Here is a 17677-nt window from a genome sequence, read left to right as displayed (position 1 = left end):
GTACCGGAGGATCTGAACAACCATGGCTGGTGGCGGAAACAAGGCCGTTGTCGCGGCTTTGCTGGCGAACACCGGGATCGCGGTCACCAAGTTCGCCGCCTGGGCGCTGACCCAGTCGGCGTCGATGCTGGCCGAGGCGATCCACTCGCTCGCCGACGCGGGCAACCAGGTGCTGTTGCTGGTCGGCAGTCAGCGGGCGAAGCGGGAAGCGGACGAGCTGCACCAGTTCGGGTTCGGCCGGGAGCGGTACGTCTACTCGTTCATCGTGTCGATCGTGCTGTTCAGCGTCGGCGGTCTGTTCGCGCTGTACGAGGGCTACCACAAGGTGCACGACCCGCACGGGATCGACAGCTGGAAGTGGGTTCCGGTCGCGGTGCTGTTGCTGGCGATCGCGATGGAGGGCTTCTCCTTCCGGACCGCGATCGTCGAGGCGAACAAGCTGCGCGGGAAGGTCACCTGGGTGCGCTTCGTGCGGAACGCGCGGGCCCCGGAGCTGCCGGTCATCCTGCTGGAGGACTTCGCCGCGCTGACCGGTCTGGTGCTGGCGCTGATCGGCGTCGTCCTGACCCTTGTCACCGGCAACGGTGTGTTCGACGGTCTGGGCTCGATGGCGATCGGCGCGCTGCTGGTCTGCGTCGCGGTCTTCCTCGCGATCGAGATGAAGTCGCTGCTGCTCGGCGAGTCCGCGACCCGCGAGTCCCAGGACAGGATCGTCGCGGCGATCGAGAACACCCCGGGCGTGCAGCGGCTGATCCACATCAAGACCCTGCACCTCGGTCCTGAAGAGGTCCTGGTCGCCGCCAAGCTCGGGGTCGAGGCGACCACCGACGCTGCGGTCGTGGCCGAGACCATCGACGCGGCGGAGCGCGCGATCCGGGCCGCCGAGCCGATGAGCCAGCACATCTACCTCGAGCCGGACGTCTACCACGAGAACTACGTCCCCGACGAACGCCCCGCCGTCCCCGAGGCCCCCTCGCACTGACTCGGTTCGTTCCGTCCTGTTAGCGCGGTTTCGGTGGCAGGACGCCGGAGCGGCCGAGCCAGCGGAGGGCTCGGTCGCGGTCGATCTGGGCCTGGGTCGGGGGTGCGGTGAGGCGGCCGGTGCGGTAGCCGAGGTTGCGGATGTCGGCGGCCACGGACGGCTCGGCGAGGGCCCGTAGCGCGAACGCCAGCGCGGCCGGGGTCACGTCGTACCGGCGTTCGAGGTCGAGCGCGAGCTGTACGGCGGCCAGGTCGCGGTCGTCGTACTGGCGCTGGGCCGTGTGCTCGGACCGGGACCGCGGGAGCAACCCGAGCGCCTCCCGGTAGCGCAGCATGCGTGGAGTGGTACCCAGCTGGCGAGCGGCCTCGGTGATGCGCATACAACAATCTTGACATTTCGGTGTCAAAATCGCGCTCCGAGCGATCAAACCGCGTCGCTCGGCCCTCTAGGCTCGGTCGGGTAATAAACCACAGCTTCAGGGGAGCGGCATGACCTTCGACTACAAGGTGGCGGATCTCGGCCTGGCCGAGTTCGGGCGCAAGGAGATCCGGCTGGCCGAGCACGAGATGCCCGGCTTGATGGCGATGCGTAAGCAGTACGGCGACAGCAAGCCGCTGTCCGGGGCCCGGATCATGGGCTCGTTGCACATGACGATCCAGACCGCGGTGCTGATCGAGACGCTGGTGGCGCTCGGCGCCGAGGTGCGCTGGGTCTCCTGCAACATCTTCTCCACCCAGGACCACGCCGCGGCCGCGGTCGTCGTCGGCCCGAACGGCTCGGCCGACGGCCCCGCCGGCGTCCCGGTGTTCGCCTGGAAGGGCGAGACGCTGGAGGAGTACTGGTGGTGCACCGAGCAGGCGCTCACCTGGCCGGGTACCGAGGGTCCCAACATGATCCTCGACGACGGCGGCGACGCCACGATGCTCGTCCACAAGGGCACCGAGTTCGAGAAGGCGGGCGCCGTACCGGACCCGTCGACCGCGGACTCCGAGGAGTACGGCGTCGTCCTGAAGCTGCTGACCCGCACGCTCGGCGAGTCGCCGTCGAAGTGGACCACGATCGGTCAGGGCATCAAGGGTGTCACCGAGGAGACCACCACCGGCGTGCACCGGCTGTACGAGATGCACAAGGCCGGCGCGCTGCTGTTCCCGGCGATCAACGTCAACGACTCGGTCACCAAGTCGAAGTTCGACAACAAGTACGGCTGCCGGCACTCGCTGATCGACGGCATCAACCGCGCCACCGACGTCCTGATCGGCGGCAAGGTCGCGGTCGTCTGCGGGTACGGCGATGTCGGCAAGGGCTGCTCGGAGTCGCTGCGCGGCCAGGGCGCCCGGGTGATCGTGACCGAGATCGACCCGATCTGCGCGCTGCAGGCCGCGATGGACGGCTACCAGGTCAGCACGATGGACGACGTGGTCGGGATCGGTGACATCTTCGTCACCACCACCGGCAACAAGGACGTCATCACCGCGGACCACATGGCGGCGATGAAGCACCAGGCGATCGTCGGCAACATCGGCCACTTCGACAACGAGATCGACATGGCCGGTCTGTACAAGACCGAGGGCGTCGAGCGGGTCAACATCAAGCCGCAGGTCGACGAGTTCCGGTTCCCGGACGGCCATACGATCATCATCCTGTCCGAGGGTCGCCTGCTGAACCTCGGCAACGCGACCGGCCACCCGTCGTTCGTGATGTCGAACTCGTTCACCAACCAGGTGCTGGCCCAGATCGAGCTGTTCGTGAAGACCGCGGAGTACCCGACCGACGTCTACGTGCTCCCGAAGCACCTGGACGAGATGGTCGCCCGCCTCCACCTCGACGCACTCGGCGTCAAGCTCACCGAGCTCACCAAGGAGCAGGCGGCGTACCTTGGCGTACCGGTCGAAGGTCCGTACAAGGCGGAGGCCTACCGCTACTGATTCCCCCCACAGCAAGCGCCCCGCAGGTTTCCTGTGGGGCGCTTTGCTTTGCCGTCACCACCCGGCTTCGTTGCTGCCCGGGGCGGCCCAGCCTTGGGAGTTGACGGTGGCTGGGCGGGGGCCCGGCGGTGGCGGGGGTGGGATGAAGGGACTCGGCGCGGGCATGGGCGCCTGTGCGCCGTACGGGCTGGGCGGGGTGAACGGGCCGGCGGGGATGGCGTACGACGGGTTGGCGAACGGGCCGGTCTGGGTGGGGCGGTGGGTGGACAGGCGGATGAGTTCGCGGCGACGGCGTTCGGCGAGGATCGCGGAGAGGTAGGCCGGAGCGATGATCGGAGCCGGCGGGGCCGGGGCCGTGACGGCAGCCATGCGGGCGGCCAGCGCCTCGCCGAGGGCGATCTGGGTGCCGGGCAGGAGCTCGGTGTAGCGGGCCAGGTAGTCGCGGGCGGAGTTGGCCAGGTCGTCGGACAGGCGGGAGAGCTCGAGCGACTGCGCCCACTGGACCAGGTGGCCGGGGACGAACAGCGGCGGTGACGCCATCGGCTGGTGGCGTTCGCGGATGACGACCGTACCGGCAACCATGTCCCCGATCCGCTTGCCCTGCTTGTTCATCAGGCTCGACACGATCCCCGGGCAGGCCGCGAACCACGGGGCGAAGTCGACGAAGAACCACATCAGCGTCCGGACCAGCGCGTGCCGGAACCGGATCGAGCTGCCGTCGTCGCGGACCACCTTCAGCCCGAGCACCATCTTGCCGATGGTCCGCCCACGGGTCAGCGTCTCCATCACGACCCGGTAGCCGACCGCGACAAGCAGCACGACGATGAAGATCAGGGCGACCGCCAGCGCCTCGCTGGACTCGCCCCCGAGCAGGAACCCCGCCAGCAACGAGACCAGCACGACCAGTACGACGCCCTGCAGCACCACGTCGATCGCGCACGCCAGCGCCCGCGTCGGCATCCGCGCGATCCGCACCTGGAGGACGACCGCTTCACCGGTGACCAACTGAGACACGTCGTCGCCCCCCTCCTGCACAGACACTTGGTCCGGCTAGTCTGCCAGCACACGGGTGGAGGAGGTGCGGCTTTGGACGTCGAAGCGTTCGTATCGGTGCACCAGCCGCAGTGGGACCGCCTGGCCTACTTGACCCGTCGCCAGCGTCGCCTGTCCGGTGCGGAGGCCGAAGAGCTCGTCGTCCTCTACCAGCGCGTCGGTACGCACCTGGCCGCGCTCCGGGCTGCGGGCGCTGATCCGGTGTCGATCGGTCGGCTGTCCGGTCTGATCGCCGACGCCCGCGGTGCGGTGACCGGTGCGCAGGCTCCTGTCTGGCGCGACATCTCGAAGTACTTCTTGGTGAGTTTCCCGGCTGCGCTCTATGCCTCCAGACGCTGGTGGCTCACCATCGGTCTGCTCTTCTACTTGGTCGCCGCGTGGACCGCGTGGCGGGTGCTGGCCCATCCGGAGGTGATCGACTCCATCGGTACGCCGGACCAGATCAAGCAGCTCGTGGAGCACGATTTCGAGTCGTACTACTCGGACAACCCGGCGCAGGACTTCGCGCTGCGTGTGTGGATCAACAACGCGACGATCAGCGCCGCCGTACTCGCTCTTGGCATTCTTCTGGTCCCGTCCGTCTTCATCCTGTGGGACAACGCGATCAACCTCGGTGCGAGCGCCGGCCTGATGATCGGCCACGACAAGGGCGGACTGTTCTTCAGCCTGATCGCACCGCACGGGCTGCTGGAACTGACCGCGGTGTTCGTCGCGACGGCGGCCGGGCTGCGTCTTGGCTGGTCCTGGGTCGCTCCTGGTCCCCGCACTCGAATGCAGGCTGTCGCGCAGACTGGACGCGCGACGGTGGGGATGGCGATCGGCCTGGCCGCAGTACTCCTTGTGACCGGTCTGATCGAGGGCTTCGTGACACCGTTCCTGCCGGCACCGGTCCGTGTGACGATCGGCATCCTGGTCGAGCTGGCCTTCTTCACCTACGTCTGGACGCTCGGTCGCCGTGCATATCGTCACGGTGAGTACGGCGACATCGACGAAGCGGACCGGGAAGCCAGCGCACCTGTCTCCGCCTGACCGGTTTCCGGTGTGGGCACCGGTTGAGCGTGAGGATGGACCAGGAAGTGAGGCACAGCCGTGCGTACGGCGTGGCGATCACCGTCGGCCTGATGGCCTACGGGGTCGTGTATCTGCTGATCGCGTGGATCGCACTGCAGCTCGCGTGGGGCAAGTCGTCCCAGGAGGCGTCGCAGCAGGGCGCGCTCCAGGAGCTGGCCGGCAAGCCGCTCGGCGGGGTCTTGCTGTGGGTCGTCGCGATCGGACTGTTCGTGCTGGTGCTCTGGCGCGTGCTGGAGTTGGTGTACGGTCACCTGGATCTCGAACACACGGTGTCCTCGATCGGCCGCGCGGCCGTCTACCTCGTGCTCGGCATCAGCGCGGTCAAGGTCGCCATCGGTTCCGGCAGCTCCAGCACGGGCCAGCAGCAGTCGCTCTCCGCCCGCATCATGCAGCACGGACCGGGCCGGGTGCTGATCGTGGTGGTCGGCATCGCGATCATCGCCATCGGCGCGCGTCAGATCCACAAGGGGATCACGAAGAAGTTCACCGAGGACCTGGTCGGCGGTGTCTCCGAGGTCACGATCCTGCTGGGCCGGATCGGGTACATCGCGAAGGGCGTCGCGTTCGCGGTGGTCGGCGTACTGTTCGCCTGGGCCGCGATCAGCTACGACCCGAAGAAGGCCGGCGGTCTCGACACCGCGTTGCGCACGATCAAGGACCAGCCGTTCGGTTCCGTCCTGCTGACCGTACTGGCGCTCGGCGTCGCCGCGTTCGGCCTGTACTGCTTCAGTTGGTCACGCAACGCCAAGAAGTGAGCCGGCCGGACCGGCCGGCCTCGATCGCGGTAGGCACGGCTCTCGGCGTGCGGGCCTTGGGCGAAGACGGCGAAGGTGATGTCGCGCGAGTTGCTTGCGGCCTTCGAATGTCTCGAGCAGGGTGACCGGACCGTCCGGCCCGGTCACCGTGATGCTCGCATCGACCTCGACCATCGGCATCCTGCGCCGCTGGGCCGCGATCGCATCTGCTTCGCGCGTGTGCGCCTTCTCCCTGGCGCGCAGTCGATCAAGGTCCGCGTCGAACGTTGCCCGATCCACTACCGGCGGGAGTGCCGCGCTGTCGTGAACTGCTCGTTCGTGTTCTCTCATACCAGCCACGTCGGAGCCGGTACCCCGTTCTCGACATGGTCAGGCGGGAAGATCCCGGCGGCGGAGGCCGACGAGGCCCGCGAAGCCCACGATTACGGCGATTGCGAGCAAGGCGATCAGTGGGCCGGCGGAGACCGAACCGCCGGGCAGGGACGGGAGGTGGGTGAAGGGGGAGATGTTGCGGATCCAGCCGGCTGTGGCTACGCCTGCGCTTACCAGGCCGATCAGGATGCAGATGGTTGGTCCGGCCCACGAGATCATCGAGGCCTGGGGGAAGAAGCCGAAGATTGCGATGGCGATCGCGGCGAGCACCCATACGGCCGGGAGTTGTGCGAGTGCGGCGCCGATCAATCGTGGTAGTTGCCCGCCGACGTCGCCGATCGCGACACCGTACGCGAGCCCCTCGGCCACACCCGCCGCGAGCAGAGCGACCGCCGGACCGAGCAGGCTGAAAACGAGATGGCTTGCGGCCCACTGCCAGCGACTCGTCGCGGTCGCCAGCACGGGCTCGGCGCGTCCGCTGCTCTCCTCGACGCGCATCCGCAACGTGGCCTGTACGGCGTACGCCGACGCGATCAACCCGACCAGCGTCATCACCCCGGCCAGGAACGAGTCGATCAGTCCGGCCGACCCGCCCATCCGCTGGAACATCTCCTGGATCGTCGGGTCGTCCTTCATCATGTCGCCGACACCCTTGGCCACACCGCCGAACAACAAGCCCAGCAAGGCGAATCCGACCGTCCACGCCGCGAGAAGACCGCGGTGCAGCCGCCAGGCGAGCGCGAGCGGAGAGCCGAGCGTCCCGTCCGCGGGGCCGAGCTTGTCCGGCAACAGCCCGGCGCCGATGTCCCGCCTGGTCGCGAGAACGACGGCCGTCGTCACCAGCACGATGGTTGCCGCGAGCATCAGAACACCCAGCCACCAGCGGTTCTCGGCGTACGGATGGATCCGCTGGGCCCAGGCGATCGGGGACAGGTACGACAACCAGGCAAGCGGTCCGTCCGTGTGCGCGCTGGTGTCGCCGGCCGCCCGCAGTACGTAGGCGCCGCCGAGCACACCGATCGCGATACCACGCGCCGTACCGGCACTGGCCGTCAGTTGCGCCGCCACCGCGCCGACGGCCGCGAAGAACCAGCCGGTGCCGGCGTAAACGATGCCAATGGCAACCGATCCGGCGGCCGGCAAGTTCTGGCTGTGCATGCCGAGGGCAAGTAATACACCCAGGGCGAGGTTCGCGCCGAGGACCGTGATCAGCGCGGCGGCGAGCTGTGCGTGCCGCCCGATGACGGTTGCCCCGAGCAACTCGCGACGGCCGGTCTCCTCCTCGACCCGGGTGTGCCGGATGACCGTGAGCAGGCTGATCAGCCCGACCATCACCGGCACGAATCCGAGCCGCCAGGTGACGAACTCGCCCAGGCTCGGCCCGGACAGTTCGCCGTACAGGGTGATGAAGCCGGCGTTGCTCGCGTACTTGATGCGGGAGTCCGGCGTCGGGAAGAGATCGCCGTACTCCTTCACGTAGCTGACTGAGATCGCGACCAGCAGCACGATCCACAACGGCAGGACGATGCGGTCCCGCCGCAGGATCAGCCGGATCAGCCCGCCGGTACCCGCGAGGTTCTTCATTTCACCGCCTCGGGTTCGTACAGCCGCAGGAACAGCTCCTCCAGCGACGGCGGCTGGCTCACCAGACTCCGTACGCCGATCTCGGTCAGCCGCCGCAGCACCGGGTTGATCTCGTCCGTGTCGACGTCGAACTGGACCTTGCCCTCGTTCTCCCTGAGATCGTGTACGCCGCTGAGCTGGGCCAGCCCGTTCATCGGACCGACCAGCTCGGCCTGGATCGACGTACGCGTCAGATGCCGCAACTCGGACAGCGTGCCGCTCTCGACCGCACGGCCGGCCCGGATGATCGTCACCCGGTCGCAGAGCGCCTCGACCTCGGACAGGATGTGGCTGGACAGCAGAACTGTCCGACCGGTCTCCTGGACGACCTCCCGGAACACCTCTTCCATCAACGGGTCGAGACCGCTCGTCGGCTCGTCGAGCAGCAGCAGTTCGACGTCGGAGGCGAACGCGGCGACCAGGGCGACCTTCTGGCGGTTGCCCTTCGAGTACGCGCGGGCCTTCTTCCGCGGGTCCAGGTCGAAGCGCTCGAGCAGCTCGGCCTTGCGCAACTTGTCAATCCCGCCGCGCATCCGGCCGAGTAGGTCGATCGCCTCGCCGCCGGACAGGTTCGGCCACAGCGTCACATCGCCGGGAACGTAGGCCAGACGGCGATGCAGCTCGGTCGCGTCCGACCAGGGATCGCCGCCGAGGACCCGCGCGGTCCCCTCGTCCGCGCGGGTCATCCCCAACAGGATGCGAATGGTGGTGGTCTTCCCCGCGCCGTTCGGGCCGAGGAACCCGTGCACCTCACCGGTTCGCACCGTGAGATCGAGACCGTCCAGGGCAAAGGTCCGCCCGAACGACTTGACCAGACCTTCCGTGCTGATCGCAGCCGGCATGATCACTTCTCCTGTTTCCGAATCTTGTCGATTTGTTCCGGGGTGAGTAGCGGGATCGTGAAGACCTCCATCAGGGCCTGGCCGATCCGGTTGTAGCCCGCCGGGGTGGTGATGTCCTCGCCGAGCGCCTTGGAGACCTGGTCGCGCAGGATGAAGACGCTGAGCTTGATCGCGGCCAGCGCGGCGGCGTACCCGCGAGGGTCCTTCGGCTTGATGCCGTAACTACTGGCCCACGCCTCGACCGCGTCGACGCCTTCGAGGAACAGCGCGGTCGCGGTCTCGGAGCCGTCCATCATCGAGCGGACGATGTACAGCTGCAGCGGAAACGCGATCGGATGCAGCACGAGCGGATCGAGCCCGGTGAGATCTCCGCCCTGCGTAAGCTCCTCGCCGATCTGGATCATCCGATCCTTCGCGTACCGGTCGCAGGCGTCCCGCAGCGCCTCCTTCGACCCGAAGTGATGCCGAACGAGCCCCGACGACACCCCTGCCTCGGCAGCGATGTCCCGGATCGAGGCGCCCTCGATCCCACGCTCCCCGAACAGCCTGATGGCTGCGTCCCGAATCCGGGCCCGCGCCGTCAGATCCTCAGCCGCACGATCCACTCCACTCTCCTTCCCTACACACAACAGCAAACTACTACACGATCGTGTAGTCAAGTCGCGGTGGTTGGAAGCCGCCCAGGTCCCGCTCCAGGAGCTCGGCCAGGCGCAGCGGAGTGCGGTCCTCGAACATGGGGCCGATGAGTTGTACGCCGACTGGCAGGCCGTTGGCGGTTCGGCCGGTTGGGATGGCAGTGGCGGGGAGGCCGGGCATGGTGGGTACGCCGGCCCAGGCGAGCTGGTCGAAGTACGGGTAGGCGGCGCCGTCGATGTCGAGCCGGCGTTCGAGCGGGTTGGGGTTGTGGTCGTGAGGGAACGCGGGCGTCGGCGTGATCGGGCACACCACGGCGTCGTACTCGGCGAAGAACTGCCGCCAGCCGTGACGATGGATCTCGCGGCGGTTGTTGGTCTCGAGCCAGTCGCGGTGGCTCAACACCATCGCACGCAATTGGGCGGCAGCGAGACCCTGGTCGTCCGGGCTCAATGCGGCCGCGCGGGCCTGCAGTTCCTCGTAGGCGTCGACAGGGAACCGCGCCACAGAGCCGGAGAACAGCAACTGCATGTAGATCGTCGCGGCTTCGGCCAGATCAGGCAGCAGCGGAGTACGGCGGTCGACGCGCGCGCCACCGTCGGCGAGTGCGTCGGCCACCCGGTTCACGCCTGCTCGTACGGCGGAACCGGTCGGGATGAGCGGATGCTCGTCGACCACCAGGACCCGGAAGTCGCTGAGCCGCTCGTGGCGCGCCGGCGGCAGCGTCACGTCGTACGCCTTGCCCAGCGTCAGCGGGTCCGGTCCGGCCATGACGTCGAGCAGGAGCATGAGGTCGCGGGCGCTGCGCGCCATCGGGCCGGCGACGGCGAGGTCGATCTCCACCGGCCATGCGGGTCCCGGTGGCGCGATCATGCCGCGGGTCGCCGTCAGGCCGAGGGTCGGCTTGTGCGCGTAGATGCCGCAGAAATGTGCCGGGGTACGCAGCGAGCCGGCCAGGTCGGAGCCGATCGACAGCGCACCGAACCCCAACGCCAGCGCCGCCGCCGATCCGCCGGACGACCCGCCCGACGTACGGTCGTGATCCCAAGGATTGCTGGTGGTTCCGTAGATCTCGTTGAAGCTCTGGATGTCCTGCAACCCCAAGGGCACGTTGGTCTTGCCCAGGATCACCGCACCCGCGGCCTTGAGTCGCGACACCTGAACGGCGTCCTCGTCCGGCACGTAGTCCCGGAACTGCGGCATACCCCAGGTCGTGGGCAGCCCCGCCATGTCGTACGACTCCTTGACCGTCACCGGAATCCCGAGCAGCGGCCGGTCCTCGCCGCGGGCACGCGCTTGGTCGGCATCGCGCGCCGCTGCCCGGGCCCGCTCGAAGTCCCGCACACAGATCGCATTGATCGCCTTGTCGTCCCGCTCGATCCGGTCGATCGCCTCATCGGTCAGCTCCGCCGAGCTCACTTCGCCGGCCCGCAACGCGGCCGCCAGGTCTTCCGCTGTCTGAAGATTCCAGTCCATGCGCCGGACGCTAACGACACCCGAGGAAGGCCACGAAACCCCAGTTCACGCAACCGGATCGGACCGGTAAGAAGGTTACTTCCATGTGACAAAGAGTCGTTGCTTGTTGACAGAGGGGTGTCCGCTGGTGTGGTTTCTTCCCCAAACACCAACACCGGCTGGGGAAGGTGGGGCGGCCCATGAGGAAGCTGTTGGCGGGGCTGGCGGCGTTGTGCTTACTGGGTGTGCTGCCCGGTACGGCGTACGCGCGGCCGCAGGAGGACACACCGAAGAAGGTCATCAAGATCGGGGTGACGCAGTCGGTCGACTCGATGAATCCGTTCCTGGCGGTGCGCCTCGTCACCGGCTCGATCCAGCGGATGATCTACGGCTTCCTCACCGTGCCGGACTCGAAGACGCTGCAACCCAGCCCGGACCTCGCCGAGTCGTGGACGACGTCGCCGGACGGGCTGACCTGGACATTCAAGATCCGGCCGGCGAAGTGGTCCGACGGGCAGCCGATCACGGCCGACGACGCGGCCTGGACGTTCAACAAGATGATCACCGACGACGGCGCCAAGACCGGCAACGGCCCGGCGGTCGCGAACTTCCGGAGCGTCACCGCGAACGGCCAGGAACTGACGATCAAGCTCAAGACGCCGCAGGCGAGCATGCTCGACAACCCCGTGCCGGTCATGCCCAAGCACGTCTGGGAGAAGGTCAAGAGCATCTCGGAGTACGACGCCGAGGTGTACCCGACGGTCGGCAGCGGACCGTACGTCGCGGTCGAGCACAAGAAGGACCAGTTCGTCCGGCTCGAGGCGAACCCGTCGTACTGGCGTGGCCGCCCGAAGATCGACGAGCTACAGGTGATCTTCTACGACAACCCTGCGGCCTCGATCGTCGGGCTGAAGAAGGGCGACATCGACCTGATCGGCCGGCTCAACCCGCCGGACTTCGAGTCGCTGAAGGGCGACGACACCATCGTCCAGTGGAACACGCAGGGCCGGCGGGCGGCGTACCTGCAGATCAACCACGGCGCGACGACCAGCGACAACAAGCCGATCGGCGACGGCCACCCGGCGCTCGAGGATCCCAGGGTCCGGACGGCGCTGCACTACGCGATCGACAAGCAGAAGCTGGTCGACGAGGTGCAGGGCGGGCTCGCGACACCGGCCGACGGGTCGATCATTCCGCCGCTGTACAAGGACTTCTTCTGGGAAGCGAGCGGCGCCGAGAAGGTGACGTTCGATCTCGCCAAGGCCAACAAGATCCTCGACGACGCCGGGTACAAGAAGGGACCTGACGGCGTACGGACGATGCCGGACGGGTCGCGGAAGCTGCAGTTCCGGTTCAGCATCCACACCGACACGCCGATCGAGGACAAGCTCGCGGAGTATCTGACCGGCTGGTTCAAGGAGATCGGCATCACGCTGACGACCAAGCGGCTCGACTCCAGCAAGTTCACCGAGGAGACCGGCACGACGGCGCTCTTCGACATCGCGATCAGCGGCTGGTCGGTGAACCCCGACCCGGAGGAGGTGCTCGGCACGCACCTCTGCAGCCGGCGTCCGACCGCGAACGGACAGGGTGGCGGGACCGAGTCGTTCTACTGCGACCCGCAGTACGAAAGCCTGTACCTGCAACAGCAGAAGGAGCTCGACCGCACCAAGCGCGCCGACATCATCAAGAAGATGGAGGAGCGGCTGTACGTCGATGCGCCGGTGATCGCGCTGTACTACCCGAACGACCTCGAGGGCTATCGCAAGGACCGGATCGCCGCCATCACGCCGATCCCGGAGGACAAGGGCCTGCTGTACGGCGGTTCCGGGTACTGGCCGTTCTACACACTGGAGGCGGTGTCGAAGGACGGCGCGTCGGACTCCGGCGGCGGCTCGCACACCTGGCTGATCGTGGGGGCCGCCGCGATCCTCGTCGTGGCGCTCGTCGCGGTCTTCCTGCCGAAGCGTCGCCGCAACGGAGACGACGACCGCGAATGACGGTCACGGTCGAAGCTCCTGAGCAGAGCCCTGCTCGCCACGGTCTGCTGCGCTACGCGGCGACCAAGGCGGGCGGGGCGCTGCTCAGCATCGCGATGGTGATCGTCGCGACGTTCTTCCTGTTCCGTCTGCTGCCCGGCGACCCGGTCCGGGCGTTGGCGCAGGGCCGGAACATGACGCCGGAACAACTGGATCTCGAACGGGCCCGGCTCGGGCTCGACAAGCCGATCCCCGAACAGTTCCTGCACTTCGTCAAACAGACGCTGCGGTTCGATCTCGGCGTCTCGTACGAGTACAAGCGGCCGGTGGTCGACCTGATCGGTGAGCGGATCGGGTCGACGCTGCTGCTGACCGGTACGGCGCTGGTCATCGCCGTCAGCCTGGGCCTGTGGCAGGGTGCGCGCGCCGGGTGGAAGCCGGGCAGCCGGTTCGACAAGGTGTCGACCGCGATCTCGCTGGTCCTCTGGTCGGTTCCGACGTTCTGGCTCGGGTTGTTGCTGCTGATGGTGTTCGCGGCCGGGATCGGGCCGATCCCGGGGGTCTTCCCGACGCGCGGGAGTTCGAGCGTCGACAAGCCCGACGGGTTCGCAGGCGTGCTGGATGTCGGCGTACACATGGTGTTGCCGTGTCTGACGCTGGTCGCGGTCGTCTATGCGCAGTACCTGCTGGTGATGCGGTCGTCGGTGATCGACGAGGTCGGGCAGGACTACATCACGACGGCGCGGGCGAAGGGTTTGCGTGATGACGACGTACGGCGCAAGCACGCCGTGCCGAACGCGCTGCTGCCGACGGTGACGCTGGTGTTCATGCGGATCGGATTCGTGGTCGGGGGCGCCGTGACGGTCGAGGCGATCTTCAGCTGGCCGGGGCTCGGACAGCTGTTCTACGAAGCGATCCGGGTGCCGGACTTCACGTTGATGCAGGGGACTTTCCTGCTGATCACGGTGTCGGTGATCCTGATGAACACGCTGGCCGACGTGATCTATCACGTGCTGGATCCGCGGGTGAGGTCGGCATGAGCAGCGTGACCTGGGTACGTCGACGGCGCGCCGCGGGGCGGTTCTGGTCCGACTTCCGCACACACCGGGCCGGGGTCGCCGGGCTGGTGATTCTAGCGGTCGCCGTCGTACTGGCGCTGATCGCGCCGCTGTTGATCGACGCCGGCGTGACGAACGTGGTGTCCGGCACCGGCGCGAAGCTGGCGCCGCCGAGTCTGCGCGACCCGCTCGGGACGGACGAGTCGGGGCGGTCGGTGCTGCTGATGATCTGGTGGGGTTCGCGGACCTCGCTGCTGATCGGGTTCCTGGCGGCGCTGCTGAGCATGGTGATCGGGACCGTGCTCGGGATCGCGGCCGGGCACTTCCGGCGGTGGGCCGGTGCGGTGATCCTGCGGGTGACCGACTGGTTCCTGGTGCTGCCGTCGTTGGTGACCGCGTTGGTGCTCGCGGCGATCCTGGGCGGTTCGACGGCGACGATCATCGTGGCGATCGGCGTGACGTCGTGGCCGTCGACGGCGCGGCTGATCCGTGCGCAGACGCTGGCCGTCGAGGCACGCCCGTACATCGAGAGGTCGCAGGCGCTCGGCGGCGGGCACTGGCACATCACCACCCGGCATGTGCTGCCGAACGTCGCGCCGTTGCTCCTGGCAAGTACGACGCTGGAGGTGGCCAGCGCGATCGTGACGGAGTCGACGCTGGCGTTCCTCGGCGTCAGTGCGAACAAGACGTCGTGGGGGACGATGCTGCGCGGCTCCTACGACTGGGGCGCGGCGACCGCCGGCGCCTGGTGGTACATCTTGTTGCCGGGTCTCTGCATCGTCATCGTCGTGATGGCCTTCACCTTGTGTGGAAGGGCTCTGGAGACAGTGCTCAACCCGCGCCTACGAACCGGGGGAGCCTGATGCTCGAGTTGGACGACCTGACCGTGAACTACCGCATCGGGTCCGGCGACGTGCCTGCGGTGCGAGGTGTATCGTTGTCGATCGCCGCGGGCGAGGCGGTCGGTCTGGCGGGCGAGTCGGGGTCCGGGAAGTCCTCGGTGGCCCTGGCGTTGCTGCGGCTGCTGCCGCGGTCGGCGGTGGTCGGCGGGCGCATCCTGCTCGACGGCGAGGACGTTCTGGCGATGAAGTGGGGCCGGCTGCGCGCCGTACGGTGGTCGTCGGCATCGATCGTGTTCCAGGGCGCCCAGCATGGCCTCAACCCGGTTCAGCGGATCGGTGATCAGATCGCCGAGCCGCTGGTTGTCCATCGGTTGGCGTCGGGCTCGGCCGCTGATGCGCGAGTGCGGGAGCTGCTCGAACAGGTCGGGCTACCGGCCTGGCGAGCGCGCAGCTATCCGCACGAGCTGAGCGGTGGCCAACGGCAACGAGTCATGATTGCGATGGCGCTTGCTTGCTCGCCGCAACTGATCGTCGCCGACGAACCGACGACGGCGCTCGACCTGATGGTCCAGGCGCAGGTGCTCACGCTCGTCCGCGACCTGATCGCCTCGCACGGGATCTCGCTGCTGATGATCTCGCACGACCTGTCGGTGCTGGCCGACGTGTGTGACCGCCTGGCCGTCATGTACGCCGGGCGCTTGGTCGAGCTGGGTCCGTCGTCGGGGGACTTCCGTCATCCGTACAGCCGGGCGCTGGCTGCCGCGTTCCCGACGGTCGGCGATCCGGCATCTCGCCTCGCGCCGCGGGGGCTGGCCGGGGATCCGCCTGATCCGCAGCAGTTGCCGGGTGGGTGCTCGTTCCATCCGCGTTGTCCGGTCGCGATCGAGACGTGCGCGACGTCCGACGTACAACTGCGTCCGGTCGGTGACCGGACGGCCGCCTGCATCCTGGTAGGGGAGACTCTTGCTAGAGGCAACTGACCTGCACGTCGGGTTCTCCGGTCGCGGTGGTCGGCGCGCGCGTGCCGTCGACGGCGTCAACCTCTCGATCGGCGCCGGCGAGATCGTCGCCCTGGTCGGCGAGTCCGGCTGCGGCAAGACCACTCTCGCCCGCACTCTCCTCGGCCTGGAACGCCCTACCGCCGGCCAGATCGCGTACGACGGTACGCCGCTGAGTTACTCCGGTCGCGCGCTGAAGGCCTTCCGTCGCCAGGTCCAACTCGTCCTCCAGGACCCGATGGGCTCTCTCAACCCCCGCCACACCGTCTACGAAGCAGTTGCCGAAGGCCCCCGGATCCACGGCCTCCCCGACGAGGAAGCCATCGTCTCCTCGGCGTTGTCGCGCGCCGGTCTCCGCCCGCCCGAACGCTTCTTCCACCGCTACCCGCACGAACTCTCCGGCGGTCAACGCCAACGCGTCGTCATCGCCGGCGCACTGGCCCTCGACCCAAAGGTCCTCGTCGCCGACGAACCCGTCGCGTCCCTCGACGCCTCGGTCCGCGGGGAGATCCTCTCCCTGATCCTCCGCCTCCGCGACGACCTCGGCCTGTCCGCCCTCGTTGTCACCCACGACCTGGGCCTGGCCTGGAACATCGCCGACCGGGTAGCCGTCATGTACCTGGGCCGCATCGTCGAATCCGGCCCCACCGAAACGATCCTCACCAACCCCCAACACCCCTACACCCAAGCCCTCCTCTCCGTCCTCCCCGATTCCCCCCGACGCACCATCCTGACCGGCGAACCCCCGGACCCCACCCACATCCCCACGGGCTGCCGCTTCCACCCCCGCTGCCCCCAACTAGCCGCCGACCAAGCCACCCCCGCCTGCACCACCACCCAACTAGCTGTCCTCCCTGCCACAACCGCCCCCCAAGTCGCCTGCCATCTAGCCAACTAGCCCATCCCGGGTGGTTCTGACGGTTGACAATAGTTAACAGATGGTAGAACTATTGCGCCATGGCGGAAGATGCTGTGGACCGGTTCTTCGAGGTGCTGGCGGATCCAACGCGGCGCCAGGTTGTGCAGTTGCTGGGGGAGGGGCCGCGGCGGGCGGGGCAGTTGGCGGTGGCTACGGGGGCATCTTCGCCGGCTATGAGCCGGCATCTGCGGATCCTGCTGGAGGCCGGGCTGGTTGCCGATGAGCGGGTGCCGGACGATGCCCGGGTCCGTGTCTTCCGGCTCAACCCGGAGCCCGTGGTTGCCGTGCAGGCCTGGCTGGATCAGGTGCAGGCGCACTGGCGTGACCAGTTGGGCTCGTTCAAACGTCATGTCGAGCAGAAGGAGTCCTGATGACCGAGCAGTCCGTCGAGGTCGCTGTCGAGGTTCCGGTCGCGCCGCCGGCCGCGTTCGCGATCTTCACCGAGGAGATCGACTTGTGGTGGGTCCGCGGCCCGATCAACTTCTGGGACTCGGCCCGCGCGATCGAAGTACGCATCGAGCCAGGTGTCGGCGGCCGGATCCTCGAGGTGTACGCCGACGACGCGCTGGAGCGGGGCGTGATCACGACCTGGGAGCCGGGTGAACGGCTCACGTACCGCAGCTCGGTCGACGACACCGAGACCACGATCAGCTTCGACCCGATCGACGGCGGTACGCGCGTCACCGTGGTCGAGGCGCTGGTCGACGGCGGGACCAGGGCCGACTACTCGTGGCAGAACGTCCTGTACTGGTTCCCGGCCTGGGTCACGCGTCGCGAAGCCGCGCCGTCGACGCCCCGCGAGGTCGGACGGCTCGCAATCGCCTTGTCCTACGAGGATCCCGCCGCCGCGGCCCGCTGGCTGCACACTGTGTTCGGCCTGGAGACGTGGGACCGGATCCCGGAGGAAGGCCGGCAGCCGAGCTGGATCGAGCTGCACGCCGGTGCCTGCTCGATCATCCTCCGCAAGCGAACCGAGCCGGGTACGCCGGCCGCGGATCACGCCGCCTGGGTGTACGTCGACGACCTCGACGCGCACTTCGCCCGCAGCCGCGACAACGGTGCCAAGATCGTCCAGGAGATCCATCAGTACGGCTTCCGCTCGTACGAGGCCGAGGATCTCGAGGGCCATCGCTGGACCTTCCTCCAGGCCCGCCCGACCCAACCCTGAAA

General features: G+C 67.9%; 18 protein-coding genes. 11 read left to right on the top strand and 7 right to left on the bottom strand.

Features of this window, described 5'->3' with window-relative positions; all coding sequences use genetic code 11:
• Positions 1–22 precede the first annotated feature (22 nt).
• Positions 23–982: a cation diffusion facilitator family transporter gene (locus tag ABT313_RS04565; RefSeq protein WP_350848620.1), complete on the top strand. Its 960-nt coding sequence runs from the start codon at positions 23–25 to the stop codon at positions 980–982.
• Between the two features lie 19 nt (positions 983–1001).
• On the opposite strand, the gene ABT313_RS04560 is transcribed toward ABT313_RS04565, so the two are convergent.
• On the bottom strand, positions 1002–1361 hold the full coding sequence (locus ABT313_RS04560; RefSeq protein ID WP_350848619.1) for a MerR family transcriptional regulator: 360 nt from the start codon (positions 1359–1361) through the stop codon (positions 1002–1004).
• A gap of 109 nt (positions 1362–1470) precedes the next feature.
• Between ABT313_RS04560 and ahcY the strand changes: the two genes are divergently transcribed.
• Entirely contained in the window at positions 1471–2907 is a 1437-nt protein-coding gene (gene ahcY / locus ABT313_RS04555; RefSeq protein ID WP_350848617.1) for an adenosylhomocysteinase, read from the top strand.
• Between the two features lie 54 nt (positions 2908–2961).
• Here ahcY and ABT313_RS04550 read toward each other — a convergent pair whose 3' ends face one another.
• Entirely contained in the window at positions 2962–3948 is a 987-nt protein-coding gene (locus ABT313_RS04550; RefSeq protein WP_350848615.1) for an RDD family protein, read from the bottom strand.
• 45 nt (positions 3949–3993) lie between these two features.
• Here ABT313_RS04550 and ABT313_RS04545 point away from each other — a divergent pair, with 45 nt between their 5' ends.
• Both ABT313_RS04545 and ABT313_RS04540 read left to right on the top strand, forming a co-directional pair.
• Positions 3994–4989, top strand: a complete 996-nt coding sequence (locus tag ABT313_RS04545) for a stage II sporulation protein M (protein ID WP_350848613.1) — start codon at positions 3994–3996, stop codon at positions 4987–4989.
• 47 nt (positions 4990–5036) lie between these two features.
• Positions 5037–5786, top strand: a complete 750-nt coding sequence (locus ABT313_RS04540; RefSeq protein ID WP_350848611.1) for a DUF1206 domain-containing protein — start codon at positions 5037–5039, stop codon at positions 5784–5786.
• Here the strand turns inward: ABT313_RS04540 and ABT313_RS04535 are convergent.
• The 5 genes from ABT313_RS04535 to ABT313_RS04515 are packed head-to-tail and all read right to left on the bottom strand — an operon-like array spanning position 5766 to position 10732.
• Complete coding sequence (locus ABT313_RS04535) at positions 5766–6116, bottom strand: DUF899 family protein (protein WP_350848609.1); 351 nt, start codon at positions 6114–6116, stop codon at positions 5766–5768. The genes ABT313_RS04540 and ABT313_RS04535 overlap by 21 nt on opposite strands.
• A 39-nt stretch (positions 6117–6155) precedes the next feature.
• Positions 6156–7742 (bottom strand): ABC transporter permease, encoded by a 1587-nt coding sequence (locus tag ABT313_RS04530; RefSeq protein WP_350848607.1) that lies wholly within the window; start codon positions 7740–7742, stop codon positions 6156–6158.
• Positions 7739–8623: an ABC transporter ATP-binding protein gene (locus tag ABT313_RS04525; protein WP_350848605.1), complete on the bottom strand. Its 885-nt coding sequence runs from the start codon at positions 8621–8623 to the stop codon at positions 7739–7741. Before ABT313_RS04525 ends, ABT313_RS04530 begins: the two co-directional genes overlap by 4 nt.
• A gap of 2 nt (positions 8624–8625) precedes the next feature.
• A complete protein-coding gene (locus tag ABT313_RS04520) occupies positions 8626–9228 on the bottom strand; it encodes a TetR/AcrR family transcriptional regulator (protein ID WP_350848603.1) in 603 nt (200 codons plus the stop codon).
• A 34-nt stretch (positions 9229–9262) separates the two neighbouring features.
• Positions 9263–10732, bottom strand: a complete 1470-nt coding sequence (locus ABT313_RS04515; protein ID WP_350848601.1) for an amidase — start codon at positions 10730–10732, stop codon at positions 9263–9265.
• Positions 10733–10911: 179 nt separating this feature from the next.
• Here ABT313_RS04515 and ABT313_RS04510 point away from each other — a divergent pair, with 179 nt between their 5' ends.
• The 7 genes from ABT313_RS04510 to ABT313_RS04480 are packed head-to-tail and all read left to right on the top strand — an operon-like array spanning position 10912 to position 17675.
• Positions 10912–12711 carry an ABC transporter substrate-binding protein gene (locus tag ABT313_RS04510; protein WP_350848599.1) on the top strand — a complete coding sequence of 600 codons (1800 nt, stop codon included), beginning with the start codon at positions 10912–10914 and terminating at the stop codon, positions 12709–12711.
• A complete protein-coding gene (locus ABT313_RS04505) occupies positions 12708–13730 on the top strand; it encodes an ABC transporter permease (RefSeq protein ID WP_350848596.1) in 1023 nt (340 codons plus the stop codon). Before ABT313_RS04510 ends, ABT313_RS04505 begins: the two co-directional genes overlap by 4 nt.
• The gene (locus ABT313_RS04500; protein ID WP_350848594.1) at positions 13727–14611 is read left to right on the top strand and encodes an ABC transporter permease; all 885 of its coding nucleotides are present in this window, start codon (positions 13727–13729) and stop codon (positions 14609–14611) included. Before ABT313_RS04505 ends, ABT313_RS04500 begins: the two co-directional genes overlap by 4 nt.
• Positions 14611–15570 carry an ABC transporter ATP-binding protein gene (locus ABT313_RS04495; protein WP_350848592.1) on the top strand — a complete coding sequence of 320 codons (960 nt, stop codon included), beginning with the start codon at positions 14611–14613 and terminating at the stop codon, positions 15568–15570. The genes ABT313_RS04500 and ABT313_RS04495 overlap by 1 nt, the downstream gene beginning before the upstream one ends.
• The gene (locus tag ABT313_RS04490; RefSeq protein WP_350848590.1) at positions 15554–16486 is read left to right on the top strand and encodes an ABC transporter ATP-binding protein; all 933 of its coding nucleotides are present in this window, start codon (positions 15554–15556) and stop codon (positions 16484–16486) included. The genes ABT313_RS04495 and ABT313_RS04490 overlap by 17 nt, the downstream gene beginning before the upstream one ends.
• 59 nt (positions 16487–16545) lie before the next feature.
• Positions 16546–16878, top strand: a complete 333-nt coding sequence (locus ABT313_RS04485; protein WP_350848588.1) for an ArsR/SmtB family transcription factor — start codon at positions 16546–16548, stop codon at positions 16876–16878.
• Entirely contained in the window at positions 16878–17675 is a 798-nt protein-coding gene (locus ABT313_RS04480) for a VOC family protein (RefSeq protein ID WP_350848586.1), read from the top strand. The genes ABT313_RS04485 and ABT313_RS04480 overlap by 1 nt, the downstream gene beginning before the upstream one ends.
• The last annotated feature ends 2 nt before the right edge of the window (positions 17676–17677 follow it).

The sequence above is a fragment of the Kribbella sp. NPDC000426 genome, assembly GCF_040300265.1.
Classification (GTDB): domain Bacteria; phylum Actinomycetota; class Actinomycetes; order Propionibacteriales; family Kribbellaceae; genus Kribbella.
This window is presented reverse-complemented; position numbering and strand designations above follow the sequence as displayed.